General features: G+C 62.3%; 24 protein-coding genes. 13 read left to right on the top strand and 11 right to left on the bottom strand.

The genetic code is table 11. The annotated features are described in order from the left end of the window. Positions 1-182: 182 nt before the first annotated feature. The 4 genes from NKH05_RS29475 to NKH05_RS29460 are packed head-to-tail and all read left to right on the top strand — an operon-like array spanning position 183 to position 4911. Entirely contained in the window at positions 183-1802 is a 1620-nt protein-coding gene (locus tag NKH05_RS29475; protein WP_352494202.1) for a phytoene desaturase family protein, read from the top strand. Continuing rightward, a complete protein-coding gene (locus NKH05_RS29470) occupies positions 1789-3363 on the top strand; it encodes a phytoene desaturase family protein (protein ID WP_353026715.1) in 1575 nt (524 codons plus the stop codon). The genes NKH05_RS29475 and NKH05_RS29470 overlap by 14 nt, the downstream gene beginning before the upstream one ends. Before the next feature lie 52 nt (positions 3364-3415). After that, positions 3416-4648: an aminomethyl transferase family protein gene (locus NKH05_RS29465; protein ID WP_352855466.1), complete on the top strand. Its 1233-nt coding sequence runs from the start codon at positions 3416-3418 to the stop codon at positions 4646-4648. Between the two features lie 2 nt (positions 4649-4650). After that, positions 4651-4911, top strand: a complete 261-nt coding sequence (locus tag NKH05_RS29460) for a hypothetical protein (RefSeq protein ID WP_023720906.1) — start codon at positions 4651-4653, stop codon at positions 4909-4911. An 88-nt stretch (positions 4912-4999) separates the two neighbouring features. Here NKH05_RS29460 and NKH05_RS29455 read toward each other — a convergent pair whose 3' ends face one another. From NKH05_RS29455 to NKH05_RS29440, 4 genes are all read right to left on the bottom strand, one after another. After that, positions 5000-6058, bottom strand: a complete 1059-nt coding sequence (locus NKH05_RS29455; protein ID WP_352480847.1) for a dipeptidase — start codon at positions 6056-6058, stop codon at positions 5000-5002. Positions 6059-6244: 186 nt separating this feature from the next. Then, positions 6245-6544: a GNAT family N-acetyltransferase gene (locus NKH05_RS29450; protein ID WP_352476216.1), complete on the bottom strand. Its 300-nt coding sequence runs from the start codon at positions 6542-6544 to the stop codon at positions 6245-6247. Continuing rightward, positions 6537-7172 carry an alpha/beta hydrolase gene (locus tag NKH05_RS29445; protein WP_352480848.1) on the bottom strand — a complete coding sequence of 212 codons (636 nt, stop codon included), beginning with the start codon at positions 7170-7172 and terminating at the stop codon, positions 6537-6539. The genes NKH05_RS29450 and NKH05_RS29445 overlap by 8 nt, the downstream gene beginning before the upstream one ends. A 10-nt stretch (positions 7173-7182) precedes the next feature. Then, entirely contained in the window at positions 7183-8115 is a 933-nt protein-coding gene (locus NKH05_RS29440; protein ID WP_023720910.1) for a VOC family protein, read from the bottom strand. Between the two features lie 219 nt (positions 8116-8334). On the opposite strand from NKH05_RS29440, the gene NKH05_RS29435 reads away from it, so the two are divergent. Continuing rightward, positions 8335-9903 (top strand): alkaline phosphatase family protein, encoded by a 1569-nt coding sequence (locus NKH05_RS29435; RefSeq protein WP_023720911.1) that lies wholly within the window; start codon positions 8335-8337, stop codon positions 9901-9903. 51 nt (positions 9904-9954) lie between these two features. On the opposite strand, the gene NKH05_RS29430 is transcribed toward NKH05_RS29435, so the two are convergent. Continuing rightward, positions 9955-11301 carry a PRC-barrel domain-containing protein gene (locus tag NKH05_RS29430; RefSeq protein ID WP_352480849.1) on the bottom strand — a complete coding sequence of 449 codons (1347 nt, stop codon included), beginning with the start codon at positions 11299-11301 and terminating at the stop codon, positions 9955-9957. Positions 11302-11553: 252 nt separating this feature from the next. Here NKH05_RS29430 and NKH05_RS29425 point away from each other — a divergent pair, with 252 nt between their 5' ends. Next, complete coding sequence (locus NKH05_RS29425; protein WP_352480850.1) at positions 11554-12474, top strand: diacylglycerol/lipid kinase family protein; 921 nt, start codon at positions 11554-11556, stop codon at positions 12472-12474. A 59-nt stretch (positions 12475-12533) separates the two neighbouring features. Here the strand turns inward: NKH05_RS29425 and NKH05_RS29420 are convergent, their stop codons facing one another. Further along, positions 12534-12707 carry a hypothetical protein gene (locus tag NKH05_RS29420; RefSeq protein WP_023720914.1) on the bottom strand — a complete coding sequence of 58 codons (174 nt, stop codon included), beginning with the start codon at positions 12705-12707 and terminating at the stop codon, positions 12534-12536. 146 nt (positions 12708-12853) lie between these two features. Between NKH05_RS29420 and NKH05_RS29415 the strand changes: the two genes are divergently transcribed. Next, entirely contained in the window at positions 12854-14380 is a 1527-nt protein-coding gene (locus NKH05_RS29415; protein WP_352855464.1) for a sensor histidine kinase, read from the top strand. A 58-nt stretch (positions 14381-14438) separates the two neighbouring features. On the opposite strand, the gene NKH05_RS29410 is transcribed toward NKH05_RS29415, so the two are convergent. Continuing rightward, entirely contained in the window at positions 14439-14918 is a 480-nt protein-coding gene (locus NKH05_RS29410; protein ID WP_023720916.1) for a hypothetical protein, read from the bottom strand. 10 nt (positions 14919-14928) lie between these two features. Continuing rightward, on the bottom strand, positions 14929-15255 hold the full coding sequence (locus tag NKH05_RS29405) for an ElaB/YgaM/YqjD family protein (protein WP_023720917.1): 327 nt from the start codon (positions 15253-15255) through the stop codon (positions 14929-14931). Between the two features lie 227 nt (positions 15256-15482). On the opposite strand from NKH05_RS29405, the gene NKH05_RS29400 reads away from it, so the two are divergent. Beyond that, positions 15483-15851: a response regulator gene (locus NKH05_RS29400; protein WP_352480853.1), complete on the top strand. Its 369-nt coding sequence runs from the start codon at positions 15483-15485 to the stop codon at positions 15849-15851. A gap of 31 nt (positions 15852-15882) precedes the next feature. Here NKH05_RS29400 and NKH05_RS29395 read toward each other — a convergent pair whose 3' ends face one another. Next, on the bottom strand, positions 15883-16434 hold the full coding sequence (locus NKH05_RS29395; RefSeq protein ID WP_023678544.1) for a sigma-70 family RNA polymerase sigma factor: 552 nt from the start codon (positions 16432-16434) through the stop codon (positions 15883-15885). A gap of 3 nt (positions 16435-16437) precedes the next feature. Beyond that, positions 16438-16641, bottom strand: coding sequence for a NepR family anti-sigma factor (locus NKH05_RS29390; protein ID WP_023720919.1), 204 nt, complete (start codon positions 16639-16641; stop codon positions 16438-16440). Positions 16642-16856: 215 nt separating this feature from the next. On the opposite strand from NKH05_RS29390, the gene NKH05_RS29385 reads away from it, so the two are divergent. The 5 genes from NKH05_RS29385 to NKH05_RS29365 all read left to right on the top strand — a co-directional run bounded on the left by NKH05_RS29385 (position 16857) and on the right by NKH05_RS29365 (position 20179). Then, complete coding sequence (locus tag NKH05_RS29385; protein ID WP_023678542.1) at positions 16857-17651, top strand: response regulator; 795 nt, start codon at positions 16857-16859, stop codon at positions 17649-17651. 241 nt (positions 17652-17892) lie between these two features. Continuing rightward, positions 17893-18057, top strand: a complete 165-nt coding sequence (locus tag NKH05_RS29380; protein ID WP_023678541.1) for a DUF1328 domain-containing protein — start codon at positions 17893-17895, stop codon at positions 18055-18057. Between the two features lie 187 nt (positions 18058-18244). Further along, on the top strand, positions 18245-19279 hold the full coding sequence (locus NKH05_RS29375) for a sensor histidine kinase (RefSeq protein WP_352515608.1): 1035 nt from the start codon (positions 18245-18247) through the stop codon (positions 19277-19279). A 138-nt stretch (positions 19280-19417) separates the two neighbouring features. Then, positions 19418-19588 carry a hypothetical protein gene (locus NKH05_RS29370; RefSeq protein WP_352494195.1) on the top strand — a complete coding sequence of 57 codons (171 nt, stop codon included), beginning with the start codon at positions 19418-19420 and terminating at the stop codon, positions 19586-19588. Between the two features lie 345 nt (positions 19589-19933). Next, positions 19934-20179 carry a YMGG-like glycine zipper-containing protein gene (locus NKH05_RS29365; RefSeq protein WP_006328050.1) on the top strand — a complete coding sequence of 82 codons (246 nt, stop codon included), beginning with the start codon at positions 19934-19936 and terminating at the stop codon, positions 20177-20179. 99 nt (positions 20180-20278) lie between these two features. On the opposite strand, the gene NKH05_RS29360 is transcribed toward NKH05_RS29365, so the two are convergent. After that, complete coding sequence (locus NKH05_RS29360; RefSeq protein WP_352817753.1) at positions 20279-21901, bottom strand: CHASE domain-containing protein; 1623 nt, start codon at positions 21899-21901, stop codon at positions 20279-20281. Positions 21902-21911 lie beyond the last annotated feature (10 nt).

Here is a 21911-nt window from a genome sequence, read left to right as displayed (position 1 = left end):
CCCTGGTCCCAAGGCTATCCTCGAATGAGCCAAAGCCTAGCGCATAAACACGAAAACGCAACATCATTTGTTGAACATTCATTCAATATGGCTGGACAGGATGACCGTCTTCGTGCGAAATTCGGCTTATTGGGGGCGCATCACACGAAAAGAAGGTCGGGCACGATGAAGGCTGGGCCAAAGTGAAGAGCTGGGACGCGATCGTCATCGGCGGCGGGCATAACGGGCTGGTCAATGCCTGCTACCTGCAGCGTGCCGGGCTCGACGTGCTGGTCGTCGAGAAGAACGACTGGGTCGGTGGTGCCGCCACCAGCCGCGAGCTGACGCCCGGCTTCCTCTATTCCAACTGCTCCTATGTCTGCTCGCTGTTCCGCCCGGAGATCATGCGCGACCTCGAGCTGCCGCGCTTCGGCCTGCAGGTGATCTCCTATGAGGGCGGCGCGGTGTTCACCCGCGATGGCGACTATCTCGCCAACTACCGCGACCACGATGCCCACCGGCGCGAATTCGCGCGGTTCTCCAAACGCGATGCCGAGGCCTATGATCGTTATGCCCGCGACGTGACGCGGCAGTGCCGCTTCATCCAGCCGCTGCTGATGCGCACGGCGCCCGACCCGACCAGCCTGCGGCCGCGCGACCTTGGCGAACTGCTCTATCTCGGCAAGAAGTTCACGGGGCTCACTGCGGAGGAAATGGCGCTGACGCTGCGCTTCTGGACCATGTCGATCTCCGACTTTCTCGACGAATATTTCGAGACCGACGTGATCAAGGCGAATTTCGCTTTGTCCGGCATCATCGGCACCGCGCTCGGGCCGATGTCGCCCGGCACCGCCTATGTCCTGCTGCATCATTATATGGGCGAGGTCGACGGCTCGGTCGGCGCCTGGGGCTATGCGCGCGGCGGCATGGGCGCGGTCACCGAGGCGCTCGCCGCATCCTTCCAGGCTTCGGGCGGCACCATCCGTACCGGCGCCGAGGTCGACCATGTGCTGATCCGGCGCGGCAAGGCCAATGGCGTGGTGCTGGCCGGCGGCGAGGAAATATACGGCAAGCTCGTGGTTTCCAACGCCGACGTGAAGCGCACCTTCCTCAAGCTGGTCGAGGAAAAGGAATTGCCCGAGATTTTCCTGCGCCGGGTCAGGAATTTCAAGATCCGCGGCTCGTCAGGCAAGGTCAACATCGCGCTCGATTCACTGCCGGAATTCCCGGCGCTGCCGAAGGATTCGCCCGTCTATTGTGGCGACATGCATTTCACCGATTCGATCGAGCGCATGGAGCGTGCCTATGACGACTGGAAGGCCGGGCGCTGGTCGGCCGATCCTTTCCTCGACATGGTGATCCCGACGACGCTCGACCCGACCATGGCTCCACCCGGCAAGCATTTCATGAGCTGCTTCGTGCAATATGCGCCACCGAAGGTGGACGGCCGCGGCTGGACCGACGCCGACCGCGACGGCTTTGCCGAAAGCGTGATCGCGCAGATATCGGACTATTCGCCGGGCTTCCGCGACCGCATCGTCCACATGGAAGTGCGCACGCCGCGCGAGATCGAGGCCGAGGTCGGCCTCACCGAAGGCAATATCTTCCAGGGTGAATTGACCTTCGACCAGTTGTTGTTCAACCGCCCCGTGCCGGGCTACGCACAATACCGCTCGCCGGTCGATGGACTCTACATTTGCGGCTCCTCGACCCATCCCGGTGGCGGCGTCATGGGCGCGCCGGGCCGCAATGCCGCCGCCGAGATCCTGCGTGATCTCGCCAAGCCAAATCAGCATATGAGCCCGGCCCATGACGTCATCTGACAAATGGGATGTTGTCGTCATCGGCGGCGGCCATAATGGCCTCGTCGCCGCCGCCGTTCTGGCGAAGAGCGGCCGCAAGGTGCTGGTGCTGGAAGCCGCCGGCGAGGTCGGCGGCGCCGCGCGCACGGAGGAATTCGCGCCCGGATTTCGTGTTTCGTCGATCGCCCATCTGCTGAACCGGCTGCACCCCGATGTGGTGAAGGTATTGGAGCTGGAGAAGCACGGGCTGCAGGTCGCACGCGGCGACTTCGCGCCGTCGGTGGTGCTGGCGAAAAGCGGTCCGCCGCTTTTCCTGCATGGCGCCTATGGCGAGGTGCTGACCGGCACCAGTCCTGCCGAGCAGTCCGCCTGGAAGGAGTTGCGGGCACAGCTGCTGCGCTACGCCGGCATTCTGAAGCTGTTCTTGTCACGCCGGCCGCCCGATCTCGGCGCCATGTCGCTCGCCAACACGGCAGCGCTCGGCCAAACCGGACTGGCGCTGAAGAAGCTTGGCAAGGAGGACATGCGCGATTTCCTGCGCGTGCTGTTGATGAACGTTGCCGACCTGCTCGACGAGCAGCTTGCCGACGACCGGCTGAAGGGCCTGCTTGCCTTCGACGCTACGCTCGGCAGCCATCTTGGCCCGCGCTCGCCGACCTCGCTGCTCGGTCTCTATTACCGCCTGGCCGGCGAGACCGGCGGTTCCGCCGGCGCGCAGATGCTGCCGAAGGGCGGCATGGGCGCCGTCATAGCCGCCATTCGCGCATCGGCGCAACAGGCCGGCGTGACCATCCGCACCGCGACGCCGGTGGCAAAGATTATCGTCGAGAAGGGCCGCGCCGTCGGCGTGCTGCTCGACAGCGGCGAGGAAATCCGCGCGACAACGGTCGTGTCCGCCATCAACCCGGCGACGACCATGGTCGACCTTGTCGGCCCGCGTGAAGTCGACACCGGCTTCGTTCGCAAGGTCGGCAATATCCGCATGAAGGGCGATGCTGCGAAGCTCAATCTGGCGCTCGACCAGCCACCGCAATTCGTCGGCGTCGATGCCGCCGGCCACCGTGGCCGTCTCGTCATCGCGCCCTCGACCGATCATGTCGAGCGCGCCTTCAACCCGTCGAAATATGGCGAGTTCTCACCCGAACCGGTGATGGAGATCACGCTGCCCTCGCTGTCGGACGCCTCGCTCGCGCCCGAGGGGGCCTGCGTGCTGTCCGCGGTGGTGCAATACGCCCCCTATGCCTTGAAAGAGGGCTGGAGCGTCGGCAAGCCGAAATTCCTCAAAGTCTTGATGGCTGAACTCGAGGCTTATGCGCCGGGAATCGGCGGCAGCGTGCTCCATGCCGACCTGCTGACGCCGGCCGACATCGAGGCGCGCTGCCGGATGCCGGGTGGGCACTGGCACCACGGCGAACTGCAGGCCGACCAGATGCTGATGTCACGGCCGATCTCCGGCTGGTCCGGCTACGACACGCCGGTGGACGGGCTGTTCCTTGCAGGCGCCGGCTCGCATCCGGGCGGCGGGGTCTCCGGCGTGCCGGGCCTGAATGCCGCAAGGCGCATCATTACGGTGAGGGGGTAGCTGTCATGGTGCAACGAGCCAAGACCGTGCTCCACGGCGAAAGAACGCCGTGATGAACCATCAGCCCATTGGCCCATCCGATGCCCGCATCGCGGCACAATCCCATTTCCGCAGTTTGCGCCTCGACACGCCGTTCCAGGCGCGCATTGATGCGCTGGCGAAGACGAACGACTGGTACAATTGGGCCGGCTATCGCGCCCCACATTCCCTATGGGACGAGGATCTCGAATATTTCGCCATCCGCAGCCAGGCCGCTCTGTTCGACATCTCGCCGATGACGAAGTACCGCATCGAGGGACCGGATGCCGAGACCTTCCTCGACCGCCTGACATTGCGCGACGTGACTAGGCTGAAGCCCGGCCGCGTCAATTACACCGCCTGGTGCGACGATCAGGGCTTTGTCCTCGACGACGGCACGTTGTTTCGGCTATCGCCGACACGGTTCCGGCTGTGCTCGCAGGAGCGGCATCTGCCGTGGCTTCTGGACAGCGCCATTGGCTTCGACGTGGCGGTTGAAGAAGAGACCGAAACCGTCGCCGGCCTCGCCTTGCAAGGCCCGACCTCCTTTGCCGTGCTGCGCGATGCAGGTTTTGCAGGTATAGAAAAACTGAAAATATTCGACCTCGCCGAGTTTCCGCATGACGGCGTCACCATCACCATCTCGCGCACCGGCTTCCCCGGCGATCTCGGCTACGAGTTGTTCGTGCAAACGGACAAGGCGCTCAGCCTCTGGGATCGGCTGATGACGGCGGGCGAGCTGCGCGGCATCCGCGCCATCGGCTACGCCGCATTGAACCGCGCCCGGCTCGAAGCCGGGCTGATCGTCGCCAATGCAGATTTCGTCACCGCCGAGCATGCCATCCGCGCCGATCGCCTGCGCATGCCGGACGAGATCGGCCTCGGCTTCATGGTCGACTTGGAAAAGGGTCATTTCAACGGCCGCCGCGCAATACTCCACGCACGGGCGAAGAAGCGTCTTCGCCATGTCCTGGTCGGGTTGCAGATCGAGGGCAATCTCCCGGCCGAGCACGCGATCGTCTACCACAGGAAAAGCCAGGAGGTCGGGCTGGTCAGCGCCGCCATGTGGTCGCCAATGGCCAAGCGCAACATCGCCATCGCCTCGCTGACGCGGCCGTTCGGCGAGACCATCGTCGACGACCTCTGGGTCGAGATCTACGCCATGCGCGAGCTGCAGTACCAGAAGCTGATGAAGCGGGCCAAAATCGTGGCGCGGCCGTTCGTCAGGCTCGACCGCCGCACCGCCAATCCGCCCGCGGATTTCTGAGCATGTCCGACGAAGCCGAACGTCATGAGGATGACGCCGAAGCCGCCGAACAGTGGCAGCTGGTCAACACGCCGCTCGGCGAAAAATGGTCGGGCCGCACCCGCTATGCCGCGGCCATGTTCTTCTACAAACGCGGCGAGATGAGCGCTGAAACGCTGGAGGTCTACCGCATTTGTGCGAGGCTGGACTCGACCGATCCGCTGCCGATCATCCGCGATCGCGGCATTGGCCAGGACTGGCTTAAACGCATAGGTTTTGAATAACTCGCCCTGGGGCGTGTTGAGATTCAGGTCAGGCCGAGTCGAAAATTGTGGGTTCCGAGAACCGGAGCGGAGCGTACTTTTGGGTGCCCTAGCCGATGGTCTTTTCCAGCATACTGAGCCAATTGCGATAGGCGATCTTCTCGATCAACGCGCGCCCGAAGCCGCGTGCTGCGAACGCGTCGAGCAGCTTCGGCAGGCCGGCAACGTCGCCGATCACGGCAGGAATCATGGCGCCGTCGAAATCCGAGCCGAGGCCAACGCCGTCTTCGCCCAGCGCCTGCAGCAGCGAATCGACATGGCGCACCATGATGTCGAGGCTGGTGTCGGCGTTCATCCTGCCGTCCTCACGCAGGAACCCGGTGGCGAAGTTCAGCCCGACCATGCCGCCCGAGTCGCGGATTGCGCCGAGCTGCCATTCGGTGAGGTTGCGCGAATGGCCGCAAATCGCGTGCACGTTGGAGTGGGTCGCGACCAGCGGTGCATCGCTGATTTCGACGACGTCGCGAAAACCTTTTTCGTTGAGATGCGAAAGATCGATCATGATCTTCAGCTGGTTGCAGGCTTTCACCAGCGCCTTGCCGGCATCGGTCAGCCCTGGCCCTGTATCGGGCGACGACGGAAAACGGAACGGCACGCCGTGGCCGAAGGCATTGGGACGGCTCCAGACGATACCGAGCGAACGCAGGCCGGCTGCGTGGAGGACGTCAAGCAGGGTGAGCTCAGGATCGATCGCCTCGACCCCTTCGATATGGAACACCGCCGCGATCGAGCCTTGCGTCATCGCCTTCCTCACGTCGCCGGCGCTGCGGCAAACGGTGAGCGCCGAAGCCCGCTCCAGCCTGAACAGGATCGAGGCCATCGCCATGGTGGAGTTGAGCGCATCGGCGCGCGGAACCTCGGGCGGCAAGGGCTCGCTGTCACTCGGCGCCAGCGGCACCGAGCCGCGTTTGGATTTCTCGACAGGCGGCGGGAAGATCGCGAACATGCCGCCGGCAAATCCGCCTTTCTTCGCGCGCGGCAGGTCGATATGGCCACCCGGCGTCCCCTCGACGAACAGCTTTTCGACGTCCGCATCCTTCGACTGGTAGAGCCTGAGCAGCGTATCGTTGTGGCCGTCGAAGACGGGAACGAGATCGGATTCGGTCATGGAGGGCCATTCGGTTGAAGTGGTCGGGCCGCAGACGGCGAGCCGGTTTGTTGGCAATACTTAGGCAAGACGGGCGCTCTTCGCAAATCCCGCATGTTGCCGCTGTGTTTGTACGCCTCCAATGGCCGAAGAGGCCCGCGGTAAAGCCGCGCACCCTTTCTCCTGTCATTCATCGATGGCTGTCTCTTACCGCTTCAGCACGTCCGCCCATTCCGGATGGCGACGGAACTGGGCATTGGCGAACGGGCAAAGCGGGATGATCGTTTTGCCCGCCGCACGCGCATCCTCGACGGCACGGGTGACCAGGCGAAGCCCCGCGCCCTGGCCGCGAAATGCATCCGGCACTTCGGTATGGTCGATGATGATCTGGTGCTCGCCGATCTTGGTGAAAGTCATCTCCGCCTCGGCGCCGCCCGGCCCACGCAGGAGATAGCGGCCCTTCGAGCCGCGGTCCTCCAGTTCGATCTCCGGCAATAGGTCAGACATGGCTTGCGGTCCTTTCGTCCGGCGCCACGGCGAACAACCGCCGCGCCGCCTCGATCTCGCTCGGCCGCACCTCATGGCCGCCGTCATGCCACTCGACTGTGACATCGGCGCCATCGGCGCGCAAATAGGCTTCGAGCCGCACCGTCAAATTAGGCGGACAGACCGGGTCCCGCCTGCCGGCGGTGACCAGGATGTGACTGCCGCCAAGGCTGCCCTTGACCTCCGGCTCGAACGGGATCAGCGGATGCATCAGCACCGTTGCGTCGAACAGCGACGGCTCGGCAAACAGCACCGAGGCCAGGATGTTGGCGCCGTTGGAGTAACCGAGGCCGAGCACCGAAGATGGCTTTGCCGCCTCGACATGTGCCTTGACGAAGCCGGCCATCTTCTCTGTCGCTCGCGTGAGGTCGCCCATGTCGTAGACGCCCTCGCCGGCGCGGCGAAAGAAGCGTGCAGCGTCTTGTTCCGAAACATCGCCGCGCGGAGCGACGATCGTCGCTTGCGGCACAAGATCGCGTCCAAGCGACAGAAGCTGGGCCTCGTCGCCGCCGGTGCCATGGAAGACGAAGAGCAGCGGTCCATCAGGCGAACCGGGCAGCACCTTGTGAATATACGAATCCTTACTCACGACGTTGCCCTCAGTCTTCCAGTTTCTGCAGATGCTGCTCGAGATAGGGCCGCAAATGCTGGTGTTGTGACGGCAGCTTCAGCGCCTCACCAAGATGGGCGGTGTCCTCGTCGCGGTCGAAGCCGGGCTCGTTGGTAGCGACTTCGAACAGCACGCCGCCCGGTGTGCGGAAGTAGATCGCCCAGAAATAGTCGCGGTCGATTACCGGCGTCACCTGATAACCGGTATCGAGCAGCGCCTTGCGCACTTCGAGTTGCTTGGCGCGGTTCTCGACGGCGAAGGCGACATGGTGGACCGAGCCGGCGCCGAGATTGGCGAAGCCGGCCCCTGGCAGCGATTCGATATCGACGACATCGGCGCCGTTGCCGTTCTTCACCGTTAGCCGCCTGACATTGCCGGACTTGTCGACCTCCTCATAACCCATGAATTTCAGCAGCTCTTCGGTGGCGCCACTATCTTTCAGCCTGAGCGACACTGAGTGAAAGCCGCGGATCGCCTCGTCAGTGGGAATGCCACCCTTGGCCCAGGGCGCTCGGCTGTCCGCTCTGTCCTCGACCAGCGCAAAACCGTCGCCGTCGGGACCGGCGAAGGCAAGACGCTTCTCGCCGAACGTCTCCTCGCGAGAAAGCCCTGTGACACCTTGCTCGGCAAACCGTTTCTCCCAATAGCCGAGCGTGCCCTCGGGCACCGAGTAAGTGGTTGTGCCGACTTCGCCGACTCCATGGCGGCCCTTGCCGATGTTGGGGAAGGGGAAATAGGTCATCACCGAGCCGGGCATGCCGACCTCGTCGCCGTAATAGAGGTGGTAGACGTCGGGCGCGTCGAAATTGACGGTTTTCTTGACCCGCCGCAGGCCGAGCGTCCCGGTGAAGAATTCATTGTTCTGGCGCGCGTCGCTGGCCATCGAGGTGACGTGATGCAGGCCCTTGACCTGGTCGAGCATGTTTCTGCTCCTTCCCTTGTACTGGTGCGGCCCTTGCCGCTGTCCACGCAAATATGAGGATCCGGCTCCTGGCTGCAAAGATGGCAAACACAGAATGGACTGTGCTGTTAAAGTGAACGATCAAACAGGTTTTGTTCACCATTCGGCAAACTGGACCGGCTTGCATATTCGCCGAAATTGCGCTCCATGAGCGACGTAGCCGGCATGAGGATATAGCGGTTGATTGGAAAACGCCCCAACATTCTCCTGATCACCTGCGACCAGTGGCGCGGCGACTGCCTATCGGCTGCTGGCCACAAGGTGGTAAGAACGCCGAATGCCGACGCGTTGGCTGCAGAGGGCATTCTTTTCAAGAAGCACTATGGCGGCGCCGCGCCTTGCTCGCCGGCTCGCGCCTGCCTCTACACCGGCCTCTACCAGATGAACAATCGTGTCTGCCGCAATGGCACACCGCTCGACGCCCGCCACGGCAACATAGCGCTCCGGGCGCGTGCCCTCGGCTATGAACCGACGCTGTTCGGCTATACTGATATGGCACGCGATCCGCGTACGCTGGCGCCTGGCGACCCGCAGCTGAAGAGCTATGAAGGCGTGCTGCCCGGCTTCACCGTACGTCAGCTTCTGCCCGAGCACCAGAAGCCTTGGCTGTCATGGCTCAAGGCGCGCGGCGTCGATGCCGGCGCCGGCTCCCCCGACATCCATCTCCCGGTGGGTGAAATCCCGGAAAACGACGGCGGGGTTAGCAACGCCCCGCCCGTCTATTCGAAGGACGAAACGCCGTCGGCCTTCCTGGCCGGCGAATTTATCCGCTGGCTCGGCGAACAGGAGCGCGATGCGCCGTGGTTCGCGCACCTTTCCTTCATCAGTCCTCACCCACCCTTCATCGTGCCAGCGCCTTACAACGCCATGTACGATCTGGCCATCGGTCCAGCTTTTGACCGCGCCGAAAGCTGGCAGGCCGAAGCAGCAAGCCACCCTTATCTCGCCTATGAACTTGACCGGCAGGAACGGTCGAAATTCCGGCCCGGCTCGGAGGGCAAGGTGCGCGACTGGGGCGACGATAATTTTCGCCGCATTCGGGCGCTTTATTACGGCATGATCTCGGAGAGCGATGCGCAGCTTGGCCGGGTCTGGCAAGCAGTCAAGGCGGCCGATGCATGGGACGACACCGTCATCGTGCTGACCTCCGACCACGCCGAGATGATGGGCGACCATTTCATGCTGGGCAAGGGCGGCTTCTTCGACGGCAGCTTCCATATTCCGCTGATCATTCGCGATCCGCGCCGCCGAAAGGCTGTCGGCAGCAGCGTCGACCGCTTCACCGAGGCGGTGGATTTGGCGCCGACCTTGCTCGAGCTCACTGGCGGCGAAGTGCTGCCGCATCTCGACGGCCGCTCGCTGGCGCCTTTCCTGGACGCGACGGAGCCGGACGCCTGGCGCGACGCGGCCCATTGGGAGTTCGATTTCCGCTCGATCGCGGATGGTGATGCCGAACGGTATTTTGGCATCGGTCAACGCCAGTGCAATCTCGCCGTCATCCGTACGGAAAAGTACAAATATGTGCATTTCGGCGGTGGCCTGCCGCCCTTGCTCTTCGACCTCGAGAAAGACGCCGGCGAGGTGACCAGCGTCGCGGACGACCCAGCCTATCGGCCGGCGCGGCTGGAACTTGCCGAAAAGCTCCTTGCCTGGCGGGCCGAGCATCTCGACCAGTCGCTGGCGCTCGCCGAATTGACGCATGACGGCGTTACCGGCCATGTCGCGGGCCTGCCTTTTGCGTCGACATGAGAAAGCCCGCGCCGTTGCCGGCGCGGGCTTACCTGTCGACTGAGATGCAGCTTACCGCATGATCATGCGCTGTTTGTCGCGGTTTTGCGCATAGCTGCCCTTGTCATAGGCGGCCTGCGCCTCGAGCTGCTCCTTGGTGAAGTTCGTGTAGAGATAGCGCTTGCCGTTCTTGTCGGTCATGAATTTCAGGTTGTCCATACCGACTGCCACCTCCTTCTCGCCGACGCCGAGGAAGCCGCCGACGTCGATGATGACTGCGTCGACCTTCTTGTCGCCGCTCAGCACGACGTCGCCGATCTCGCCGACATTGGCATCATTGGCGCCGTAAACGGTTGTTCCAACCAGATCCTCGGCCCGGATTTCGCCTATCGGCATTTCAGTCAGCGTCGACTTGTCGATCGAGCCGGTCTTGGTCTGGTCGGCCGCGGAATTAGCCGTGGGCGCCGGCGCCGGGGCATTTTGAGCCGTTTTACTGGCTTGGTCAGTGTTGCTGGTCGTCGCGGTGTTGCTGGCCGTCACGGTAGGCGTGACGGTGGCAGGCGCAGTAGCCGCGGCATCGTTCGACGCAGTGGTTGCCGGGGCCGGATCATAGGCCTTGCGGTTGAAGTCCGGCTGTGCCTGCAGCTCTTCCTTGGTCGTTTGCGCGACCAGCCAGCGATCGCCGTTCCTCTCGGCCCACTGCGCCTTGTCGAAATCATAGGCGACGTTCTTTTCGCCGATGCCGAGGAAGCCGCCGACACCGATGATCAGCGATTGCGCCTTGGCTTCCTTGTTGATGACGATGTCGTTCACGTCACCGATGTTTTGGGCGTCGTCGCCGGTGCCGTTATAGACGGTCTCGCCGATGATATTGGTGGCGAGATTGCCCTCGGCGCGCTTCACTGGCTCAGCCGGCGCGGCAGGCGCCGGGGTTGTATTTTGCGCGCTGGTGGAAGGGGCGGCAGGCGCCGCATTATCCGCCGAAGCTGGTGGCGGAGGCGGATCGTAAGGCCTCCGGTCGAAATCCGGCTGAGCCGTCAACTCATCCTTCGTCGTTTGCGCTATCAGCCAACGGTCGCCATTTCTTTCGGCCCATTGCATCTTTTTGTAGTCGAAAGCGACGTTCTTGGTTCCTATGCCAAGAAAACCGCCGACGCCGATGACGACGGATTTTACCTCGCCGCGCTCGTCGAAGACGACGTCGCTGATGTTGCCGATATTCTGGGCATCGTCGCCGGTGCCATTATAGACGGATTCGCCGATGATGTTGGTGGCAAGGCTGCCCTCGGCACGTATCGCCGGAGCGGTATCCTGGGCGGCGGGTGGTTGCGCCGGCGCCGGGGTCGTCGCCGATTGCGCAAATGCACCCGTCGCAATCAATGTTGCGACTGCTGTCGTGGTTAAAAGGGTGCGGATCATCTTAGTGTCTCCTCGTCGGTGATTTCGTGCACGCCCTGCCCGCCTGGCGTCACTGCGGGCGCAGCGTCTTCTGCATGTTCACAACGTTGTGACCACACTGTTGTTCCGAAAAAACCCGCGGTGCACCCTGTGCGATGTCAATGGTTCTCGGATTCGCCGCGCTGGTCGAACGGAACATTTTCTCGGCCGCCCCGTTCCACTCCCGGCTGGGGCCCCGCCCCGGTCCGATAGGTGCTGGAAAATGGAACGGCCATGCGGTTTGCAGCGGTGCTGAACAAGGACGGGGGCACCCTGCGCACCATCGATCTTGAGGCCTTCGCCAGCCGGATGCGCGGCACGCTTGAGACTGCCGGCCACTCGATCGATATCGAAATCGTCGCCGGCAAGGATATCGTCGCCACGCTGGACGGCGTAGCTTCCAGGCGCGGCATCGACGTCGTGCTGGCGGGCGGCGGCGACGGCACCATTTCGGCCGCGGCAGCCCGTTTGATGAACGGGGAGAAGGCGCTGGCAATTCTGCCGGCTGGCACAATGAACCTTTTTGCGCGCGGCCTCGGTATTCCGCAGACCCTCGATGCGGCACTGAAATCGTTTGCGGACGGCGAGGTGATGGCGATTGACATTGCAACAGCCAACGGCCGGCCTTTCGTGCATCAATTCTCGATCGGCATGCACGCCAGGATGGTGCAACTGCGCCAGAAGATGGAATTCGGCTCGCGGCTGGGGAAGATGCGTGCCTCGGTGCGAGCCGCTTGGGCAACGATCAACAATCCACCGGCGATGAACGTAACGCTGACGGTCGGTGAGGCCGAGATTAGAACCCGGATCACCGGTATCGGCATCACCAACAATCTGTTCGGCGAGGGCCACCTGCCCTATGCCGACGATCCGGCAGGCGGCGTGCTGGGCATCTATGTCACCGTGGCACGGCGGCGCGGCGAATTGATCAGGTTCCTCTTTGACGTCGCCCGTGGGAAATGGCGCGGCAACGAGCATGTCGAAATCCATCAGGCAAACCGCGCCGTTTTGAAAATCCATTCGACGAACAGGAAAGTTCAGGCCGTCATGGACGGCGAACTGGTAAAGCTCGATCGCGAGACGACCGTCGAAATCCATCCGCGCGCGTTGAATGTTCTCGTCCCGGCGCGCGCCGCCGAGGCAAAGGTTGCCTGACGTGAGGTAGCGTGATGTGGGGTTGCGTGATGCGGGTTGGCACGAGAGATGGAGAGAGTCTAGCCGCTGGGTGTGTTGCCCTGCTCGGTCTTAGGCGTCTCGATCATCCAGCCGTAGATTTCGGCGACGCCCCAGGCGATAAAAGCCAGCAACAGCGCGGCGATCAGGATACGAAGGACATGCTGACCCCGCCGCCCTTGACGGGCTTTGTTTTCAGGAACGATTTTTGGCATGGTCTGGCTCCATATTTGGCGCCGGCAGGCGTAGCTAGCAGGGCATTGGCTGGTAACGGCTCCCCGCTGCGAAAGTTCCGGCTCGACAAGGCGGCAAACGGGCCGGTTGGCCTGATCAATCAGCGGGGCCGGCCACTGGGGGCGTAGTGGACGACAATAGCCAGACAAAGCCGGGCCTGCCGGTCGATATTCGCCATGTGGTGGGCGCTGCGGACCGCCTTGCCGTGCTGCACGGCCTCGACGCGCTGGATACGGCTGCCGACCCTGATTTCGACCGTATCAGCGGTCTTGCCGCTTCGGCGATGCAAACGCCTGTCGCACTGATCACGCTGGTCGATGCCGAGCGGCAGTGGTTCAAGTCCTGTATCGGCCTCAACGAGACCGAAACCGCAACCGAGACATCGTTCTGCGCCTATACCATCGCAGCCGGCGACGTGCCGATGGTGGTGGCCGACGCGGCGACGGATCCGCGGTTCAAAGCCAATCCGCTGGTCACCGGCGAGCATCATATCCGCTTTTACGCCGGCGTGCCGATCGTAGTCGACGGCGCACTGATCGGCACGCTCTGCGTGCTCGACCGGAAGCCGCACGCACGTCCCTCTTCTGTCCAGCTCGACCAACTGTCGGCGCTAGCTGGCCTCGCCGCGAGCCTGTTCACGCTGAAGGATGCAACCCGCAGCGCAGCGATTGCTGAGGCCGCACTGGCTCGAGAGGAAAAGCGGCGCGCTATTGCGCTCGATGCAGCTTCGCTCGCCAGTTGGGCATGGGATATCCGCAGCGACATGATCGACTGCGATGTCCTGCTGTCCGAATTGTTCAACTTGCCCAAGTCGAACAGGCTGAGAGCGCGCGACATCCTGACCGCCATCGACCCGCGCGACGTTCATCAGACCGAAACACGCTTTCGCGACGCGCTGACCGGCAGCGACGATTATTTTGGCGAATACCGTGTCAAAGGCCTCGAACCGCCGCGATGGATCGCAACGCGCGGCCGCGTCATAGAGCGCGACGGCGAGGGCAAGCCGACGCTGATCTTCGGCGTCAACTACGATATCACCGAACGCAAGCTTGGCGACGAACGTCAACGGCTGTTGCTGCGCGAGCTCAATCACCGCGTCAAGAACACTCTGGCAACCGTACAGGCGCTGGCGACGCAGACCGTTCGCCATGCCCGTCAGCCAAGCGAATTCCTTGAAGCTTTCAGCGCCAGGCTGCAGGCGCTGGGCGTTGCGCACAGCCTGCTGTCGGACCGCGAGTGGCGCGGCATCGGCATTCGGGAGCTGGTGGAGATCGAAGTAAAGCCGTTTCAAACCGCTGGACAATCGCGCATGGCGATCTCCGGCACCGATGTCCTGCTCTCACCCGACCAGGCAGTCGGACTCGGCCTGATCCTGCATGAACTGGCAAGTAACGCACTACAACATGGGGCGCTCTCGGTTTCTTCCGGAAAGGTCGATCTCAATTGGAAGGTGCAAGGCAGGAAGGGTGCACGACGTCTGTTGCTGGCTTGGCGTGAAAGCGGCGGCCCGCGGGTTGCGCCGCCCGAACGCCATGGCTTCGGCTCGATCCTGATCCGCCGCAGCCTGGCCAAGGTCATTTCCAGCGAGGTGACCCATGAATTCCGGCCCGACGGCGTAATCGCGGAAATATCGATGCCGCTCGACGATTTGTGACGCGAGGATTTTTCGACCGGGCGCCAGAATCGTTTGGGCCGAACTATCCGCTTCCGAACTATTTCCCTTTGCCGGTATCCGGATCGTCGGAGTCGGGCTTCACGTTCTCGCGGTAGATGGCGTAGGCTGCGAGTGCTATCGCCGGGCCGAGAATGGCGCCCAATCCGCCCTTCGCCACGCCACCTTTGCCCTTGAGCAGCGCCGGCAGCACGGCGAGTGCTGCGGCGATGCCGACCGCCTTCATGTCGGCGTTGCGTCGCTTCGCCCGGCGTCTGGCGCGCGAGCCGGCCGACATCCGGTAGACGAGCAGGATGAGACCGGCGATTGCCAGAAAGCCGATCCCGAAGCTCAACGACGCTGCCATCGGTCCATAGCGGGCCGCCGTCCAGATATAGGCTGCCCCGACCAGGAAGCCGAGGCCGCACAGCGCCGCGAGTGCTGCGACCGAATAGACCATCGCAGCGACGCGCGCGCGTTGTATCGCCGCAATGGTTTCGCCCGAGGCGAGGCCCGAGATCAGCGATGCAAGCATTCCCATGCGTGCAGAACTAGCGGCGCGCGAGGAGTGCGAAGAGGAACCCGACGCCTGCGGCGATCGCCAGCGAAGTCACAGGCTTTTCGCGCATATGGGCTATCAGCTGCGCCTCGATGTCTTTGGCGTTGCTGCGCAGGCTGTCGAAGGCTGCTTCGCCCTGGGTTCGCAACTGCTCGACGCCCTCGGCGGCGGCGCGCCGCGCAGCCCCGTAGCCATGTTCGCCAGTTTTGGCCAACAGCTTGGTAAGTTGGTCGATGTCGGCCTTCAGTTGTGCGATGTCGGCCTCAATATCGGAATTCGTGCGGGCTTCGTTCGCGGCCTTTCCTGCGGCAGTCGCCATTGCTTCACTCTCCTTGCTTTTGCTCGGTCGAAAACGCCCAACAGACCCCAAGGTTCCGGCACGAACCTCTTCTAACCCTATCTCCGGCAGCGCTCGTTGCAAATGCCTTGCAAGGGCCGCGGCCGACGCATCCGCCGGCATGTCTTTTTTAAATGACAGCATGCCAAATAGCGATCATGACTTTCCCCGGTTTGAAGATAGAGGCGCATTTAAGGAGATATTGCTGCGTGGGCCCATCGCTTGACGGTTTGCGGATTCTTATCCTGGAAGATGAGTTCCTGATTGCCATGGATATCGAGCAGCTTTGTCGCGACTACGGCGCGCTCGATGTGGTCATCGCCCGTGATCTGACTGAGATCGAACAGCAAGACGTTGCCGCGCAGTTCGACGTGGCCATCGTCGACCTCATGCTGAGCGGCGTTTCGACGCTTCAATTTGCTTCACGGCTGCGTGAAGCTGGCATCCCGTTCGTCTTCGCCTCGGGCCAGTCGGATATGGACGAGATCAAGAAATCCTTTCCCGGCGTCAGACTGGTCACCAAGCCCTATTCGGGAGACGATCTCGTCGAGGCAGTGGCAGCGGCCTGCAGGCGCTGAGGGCGCGGAGCGGCTCGAACACGCCCACGCTTCACGCTGCCGTCGACCCCGTTACCTGAGCCGAAATTGCGTCCGGGCCATACTCGTCTTCACCGGAGATCTTCAAGATTTCCTGCAGCCGCGTGCGGGCGCGGCTGACGCGGCTCTTGATCGTTCCGACGGCGCAGCCGCAGATCTCGGCCGCTTCCTCGTAGGAGAAGCCCGATGCGCCGATGAGGATAATGGCTTCGCGCTGGTCTTCGGGCAGCAACTCGAGCGCGCCGCGAAAGTCTTCGAGGTCAAGCTGGCCGTGCTGGGCCGGATGAACGGCAAGTCTGGCCGTCATGACGCCATCGCTGTCCTGCACCTCGCGGCCGCGCTTGCGCATCTGCGAATAGAATTCGTTGCGCAAGATCGTGAACAGCCATGCCTTCAGATTGGTGCCGGGCTGGAAGCTTTCATGCTTGTCCCAGGCCTTGACTAATGTTTCCTGCACCAGGTCGTCGGCCTTGTCGGCATTTTGCGTCAGCGACACGGCAAAAGCCCGCAGGCTCGGGATCGAGCCGAGCAAGTCGGTCTTGAAGCCCTGGGAGACGGCCGCCATGCCTCAGTCCTTCTTCTGTACAGGTTCGGCCTTTTCCAACTGGCTGAGCAGTTGTGCGAAGCGATCCGGCACATTGTCGGAGACCAGCTCGTCGTAATATTGTTTGAGTTTGCGGCCGATTTCCGAGTTCGGCCCAAGCGGGTCGCGGGAAGCAGCCCGGCGCCCGTTGCCAACGCCAGCCGTGGTAGCTTTCGTCATGTTCTTCATTTCGCCCTTTGTCCCAGCCTTAAGCCGCCCTTCAACACATAACGCAAGGCAAGCGGCAGCCTCGTCTGGTTGCCCAACCCCGCCCTAAACGCCAGCCCGCATACTTAGTTCCGCATGACCGGAACTTTTTCGCACAACCCGCGTTTTTAACTTTGGGCTTGCGAACCGTTTTTAGCTGTAACATGTAATCACGTCATATGAGGGAGACGTCCGATATGAGCCTATCAGCAACCATCGCTCCGCACCTGCCGTTCCTGCGCCGCTTCTCGCGCGCGGTATCCGGATCGCAGGAGAGCGGCGACGCGTTGGTCGCCGCAATGCTCGAGGCCATCATTGCCGATGTCGATATCTTTCCGGACGCATCGAACGACCGCATCGCACTCTACAAGGTCTTTGCCAAGCTCTTCACCTCGGTGGCCATTCGCGTTCCGCAGGAGCATGCCCAATCGGCATGGGAGCAGCGCGCCGCGGCCAATCTGAATGCAATCGCGCCTCGTCCCCGCCAGGCCTTTCTGCTGGTCGCCGTCGAAGGCTTCAGCGAAGACGAGGCGGCGGAGATTCTCGACGTCGACGAACAGGAATTCTCAGAACTTCTCGCTCAGGCGAGCAACGAGATCTCCCGTCAGGTGGCAACCGACGTGCTGATCATCGAGGATGAGCCGCTGATCGCCATGGATATCGAGGAAATGGTCGAAAGCCTCGGCCACCGCGTCGTCGGAACAGCGCGCACCCACGCGGAGGCGGTGGCGATGTTCGGCAAGGCGCGGCCAAAGATGGTGCTTGCCGATATTCAGCTCGCCGACGGCAGTTCGGGCATCGCGGCCGTCAATGAAATCCTGTCGTCCACCTCGGTGCCGGTGATCTTCATCACCGCCTTTCCCGAGCGGTTGCTCACCGGCGAGCGGCCGGAACCGGCTTTCCTCGTCACCAAGCCATTCAACCCGGATATGGTCAAGGCTCTTATCAGCCAGGCCCTGTTCTTTGACCGGCACGCGAAGGCCGCGGCATAAAACAGCTGGCGACCGAGTTGCGGCCGCCAGGGTGTGGGATAGCCACTCCCCTTGGACCGGATGGGGGCGTGACGCCGACTTAACACACGACAGCCAACTGCTGCCGAACCTGACGAGAACCTTTTCGCACACACCGCAGCAATTCGGGCCGTAACGATTTTCAGCATCGTCTTTTTCGGGAAATGGTGGAACAAACGGAGGCGAATCACGTTTTCACCGCAGCATTGGAAGGAGATGGATCATGCTTTACTGGGCGCTCGTATTTCTCGTCGTGGCGATCATCGCCGGTGCGCTTGGTTTCGGCGGCATCGCTGGCACTTCGGCCGGCATAGCGCAGATATTGTTCTTCATCTTTCTCGCCTTCCTGATCATATCGCTTATTGCCGGCCTGATCAGACGGGCGTGAATGCCAAGCGGCCATTCAAGCGAACACTGGAAGCCGCACCCCTCAAACGGTTTCCAGCCACCGCCGGGCAGTGTCCTCCAACGGGATGCCGCTCGGCGGACCGCTTTTTAGGGCTCGATCCGAAGCTCCTTTTGGAACCCATTTTTCCGTGAGCCGTTCAGCCCGACGTGGGTTGAGCAAATTACCGATGCGTTCCAGAGTCGGAAAAATGAAAGACCGCGGCCAGAGGGATGAGATCATCGCTCTGCATCCCGCCGAAAGCGGAATGCAGCTTGGCCGAGCCCTTCTCCACGCCTTGCACAATGCCGGGATTTCCGTTCTATACCAGGATCGCGAGATGAAGACGGTGTGGGCGCGCAACATGCGCGCACCATGGACCTCTGATGCCTCCGACAACAACGGCATCTTGCCGCCGGCGCAGGCAGAGCGTATCGGCGCCGCCAAGCACGACGTCATCGTCTCCGGCAATCCTCAACATCTCGAACTCAGCGTGCCGGCCGATGATGGCGCCCGCTGGTTTCAGGTATGGATCGACGCCGACCGCAGCGAGACCGGCGCGGTGCAGGGCGTCGTGACCACCATGGTCGAAACAACCGAGCAGAAACGCCGGGAGCAGACGCTGAAGGCGCTGCTGCGCGAGGTCAGTCACCGCTCCAAGAACCTTTTGGCCATCATCCAGAGCATCGCCACCCAGACGGGGCGTTATTCCGGCAGCATTGACGATTTCCTGACGCGTTTCCGGGGCCGATTGCAGTCGCTGGCCTCCTCGCAGGACCTAGTTACGTCATCCAACTGGCGGGGAGCGGCGCTGCGCGAGCTGGTTTCCGGTCAGGTCGGAAGGTACGGCGCGGACCCCATGCACAGCCTGCGTTTCCGCGGCGCAAATCCATATCTCAATCCCAATGCTGCCTTGCACATCGGCTTGGCCATGCATGAGCTCGCCGTCAATTCGGTCAGCTATGGCGCGCTGTCGCGCAGCGATGGTTTCGTCGAGGTGACGGCCGATCTGACGGCCGCTTCCGCTGGCGAGCCTGCGCTGTCGCTGACATGGGCCGAAGTGATCGGAGCCAACGACAATCAACGCAGCGAGAAGCGTTTTGGCAGCGTCGCACTTGAACGCGTCGTGCCCACTTCGTTGAATGGAACGGCGACACTTGAGATCACCGGGAACCGCCTCGAATACCGTCTTGTCGTTCCTCACGGCAATTTCGAGACGGATTGAACGAACGGCGGCCGCAGGAAGAAGGCTGGCTGCATCACCCCGCCTTAACGGACTGTTCACCATAAAGTCCGATCCTGTCCGAACGTGCCGATTCAGCGGACATTGATTGAGTTTGGCACAATATGAAAGGAATGGGCCTTGACGGCTGCCGACTTGAACAGACTGGAACAGGCCGCTCGCGTCTCGATGGGCGGTTTTCAGGATCCCGACGTGTCCGCAGCGCCCGCGCCTCGTGCTTTGCCCCTTCGCTTCGCCGCCTTTGCGCTTATGGCCGCGATCGTCCTGACCGCCGCGTCCCAGTTGATCTGATCGAGCTCGCCTCTGCTTGATTCCTTTGAAACCGCGGCCGAGTGCACGGCGGCGCGCCCCCGTTCGCGGTCATCGACCGGCAGGGCCAAGCCCAACATGTCGGCGCCAAATGTCTTGCCGTCGATCCTGCGCTCGAGGACGGCTATGACAGGATTATCTGGAATGTGCATCCCGACGCCACGCTCGATGCGTCCTTGGAGATTTCCGAGTTCGTGGTAGCATCGAACGGCGCACGTCCGAAAAGACTATCTTAATCAACAATGAAATCGTGCGCGCAGAGGCCGCACTTTCATGCTAGATGGCGGCTGGAGCTTGTTAAAGTGAGGACAAAGTGAGGATGACTCCATGCGGAAGATGATTATTGCCATGGTTGCCGTGGTTGCGGTCAGCGGCTGCACCACCACGGAAGAGAACGTGGGTATCGGCACTGTGGGCGGCGCGCTTATTGGTGGCGCTGTCGGCGGCGGCAAGGGCGCTTTGATCGGCGCTGGCGCTGGTGCGATTGGCGGTCTGCTGGTTCGCCGCCTGCAAAATGGCTACTGCCAATACAGAGATCGTCACGGCCGGATCTACACAGCTCGCTGCAACTAGTTTCGAGTTCCAGGCGAACAGCAAACGCGGAGGCAGACCACCTGTCTCCGCGTTTGCACTTCCAAAGCGCTGTCGCGATGCGGCTCACGAGACGGCGTTTCAAGCCGGCAGCGGAACCTTGATTTCCACGTTCAAGCCGTTTTCGTGAAAATCGCGCCTGATTGTGCCACGCAACTCGCGTGTGACGTTGAGATCGATCAGTCTGGTGCCGAAACCGCTCTTCGCCGGTGTCTCGAGCTTCCTCTGCCCGGCCTCGCGCCAGTTGAGAGCCAATGTCCGGGCTCCGCCGCGGCCTTCGAGCGACCAGTCGACCTTGAGCGCACCGACTGAATTGCCGGTTTCGCCATGCTTCAGCGCATTCGTCGCCAGTTCGTGAAAGACGAGGCCGAGTGCCTGCGTCGTCTTTTCGTCGAGAAGAACCTCCGGTCCCGACAACAGCCCTTCAGGAAGCTCGCTTCCGAACACCTGGCCAAGCTCGATGCGCAGCAGGTCGCCGAGATCGGCTTTCTGCCAGCGTGAGCGCGTCAGCATGTCCTGGGAAGCCGCCATCGCCTGCAGCCGAGCCGAAAATGATGCCGAGAACTCTTGGACGTCGGCGGTGTGCGATGCTGTCTGGCGCGCGATTGCCAGCACCCGCGTGATCGAGTTCTTGATGCGATGCTTCATCTCCTGCAGCATCAGGTCTTTTTCCAGCAGGCTCTTTTCGGTCGTTTCGTGAAGCAGCGAGACCGCCTCATAGGCCCGCTCCTGATAGCGGGCCACCAGCGCGATGGCGCCCGCAAGCAGTAGCCCGAACAATCCGAGCATCACCGGAATGGCACGCGAGGAAGGTTGCGAGAAAGCACTTGTCGGCCTGAACAGGACGACCCACGGCCGACCGGCAACGGTGATCTTGCGGGTGATCAGCAGCCTGTCGCCAAGGGCTGAAACAGGCGGCGTTTCCGACTGGAACAGCAGGTTGTCACTGTTCACAGCGCCGTCATAGATTTCGGTGTTGACCGGCAACAGAGGTGCCCGGCTGAGCGCAGCCTGGAACAGGTCCCGGGAGCGGAAGGCCGCATAGAGGAAGCCGGCAGTCGAAGATCTCGATGCGTTGACGGCGTCCGGCGCGGTTTCGACATTGAGCCGGACGAAGACGAGGAACCCGGTGAAGGTCTGCGCGGCACCCGTATCCTTGCCGAGCTGCACGAGCCCGCTGGCGTGCAGCTGGTCGTCGACCATCGCCTTTTCGATCGCCTCGCGCCGCACCGGCCCGGCGAACATATCATAACCGATGCTGGATTTATTGGACGGGTCCAGCGGCTCGAACAGCACGATGGGCGTACGCCACGGCAAGTTCGTGTCGGGATAGATCGGATGGCTTGCGCCGTGATCGTGCAGGATATCGCGCTCGACCGCCGCCTCGTTTTCAGTTTTCGCCAGGCGGAGGAAGCCGATGCCGCGCAGGCCGGCGAAATTATTGTCGATGTCGAGCGCGTTGAAGAAAGCCTTGAACTCGCCTTGCGAGATACCGCCATTGCGCGCATCGAACAATGCCCGGGTTGAGCGCAGCAGCGACAGGTCCAGGTCGATGCGGCTTTCGATCCGGTTAAGCGCGTCGTCCGCCGTCGCCTCGAATTTTATACGGGCGGCTTCCTGGGTGGCAAAATAGGCAAAACCCGCCATCGTCAGGCTGATCAGCGCGACGGCGATGAAAGCTACGGTCGGAAAGAGTTTCTTCAATTGCCGATAC

This window comes from Mesorhizobium sp. M1399, assembly GCF_040317735.1.
Classification (GTDB): domain Bacteria; phylum Pseudomonadota; class Alphaproteobacteria; order Rhizobiales; family Rhizobiaceae; genus Mesorhizobium.
Note: the sequence above shows the minus strand (reverse complement) of the source record. Positions and strands in the feature narration are given on the sequence as shown.

Coding starts and splice junctions, on each gene's coding strand:
- NKH05_RS29375 (WP_352515608.1), top strand. CDS start 18,245: ATGCGTTCCAGAGTCGGAAAAATGAAAGACCGCGGCCAGAGGGATGAG.
- NKH05_RS29460 (WP_023720906.1), top strand. CDS start 4,651: ATGTCCGACGAAGCCGAACGTCATGAGGATGACGCCGAAGCCGCCGAA.
- NKH05_RS29390 (WP_023720919.1), bottom strand. CDS start 16,641: ATGAAGAACATGACGAAAGCTACCACGGCTGGCGTTGGCAACGGGCGC.
- NKH05_RS29385 (WP_023678542.1), top strand. CDS start 16,857: ATGAGCCTATCAGCAACCATCGCTCCGCACCTGCCGTTCCTGCGCCGC.
- NKH05_RS29420 (WP_023720914.1), bottom strand. CDS start 12,707: ATGCCAAAAATCGTTCCTGAAAACAAAGCCCGTCAAGGGCGGCGGGGT.
- NKH05_RS29425 (WP_352480850.1), top strand. CDS start 11,554: ATGCGGTTTGCAGCGGTGCTGAACAAGGACGGGGGCACCCTGCGCACC.
- NKH05_RS29470 (WP_353026715.1), top strand. CDS start 1,789: ATGACGTCATCTGACAAATGGGATGTTGTCGTCATCGGCGGCGGCCAT.
- NKH05_RS29395 (WP_023678544.1), bottom strand. CDS start 16,434: ATGGCGGCCGTCTCCCAGGGCTTCAAGACCGACTTGCTCGGCTCGATC.
- NKH05_RS29430 (WP_352480849.1), bottom strand. CDS start 11,301: ATGATCCGCACCCTTTTAACCACGACAGCAGTCGCAACATTGATTGCG.
- NKH05_RS29410 (WP_023720916.1), bottom strand. CDS start 14,918: ATGGGAATGCTTGCATCGCTGATCTCGGGCCTCGCCTCGGGCGAAACC.
- NKH05_RS29440 (WP_023720910.1), bottom strand. CDS start 8,115: ATGCTCGACCAGGTCAAGGGCCTGCATCACGTCACCTCGATGGCCAGC.
- NKH05_RS29465 (WP_352855466.1), top strand. CDS start 3,416: ATGAACCATCAGCCCATTGGCCCATCCGATGCCCGCATCGCGGCACAA.
- NKH05_RS29455 (WP_352480847.1), bottom strand. CDS start 6,058: ATGACCGAATCCGATCTCGTTCCCGTCTTCGACGGCCACAACGATACG.
- NKH05_RS29380 (WP_023678541.1), top strand. CDS start 17,893: ATGCTTTACTGGGCGCTCGTATTTCTCGTCGTGGCGATCATCGCCGGT.
- NKH05_RS29405 (WP_023720917.1), bottom strand. CDS start 15,255: ATGGCGACTGCCGCAGGAAAGGCCGCGAACGAAGCCCGCACGAATTCC.
- NKH05_RS29450 (WP_352476216.1), bottom strand. CDS start 6,544: ATGTCTGACCTATTGCCGGAGATCGAACTGGAGGACCGCGGCTCGAAG.
- NKH05_RS29365 (WP_006328050.1), top strand. CDS start 19,934: ATGCGGAAGATGATTATTGCCATGGTTGCCGTGGTTGCGGTCAGCGGC.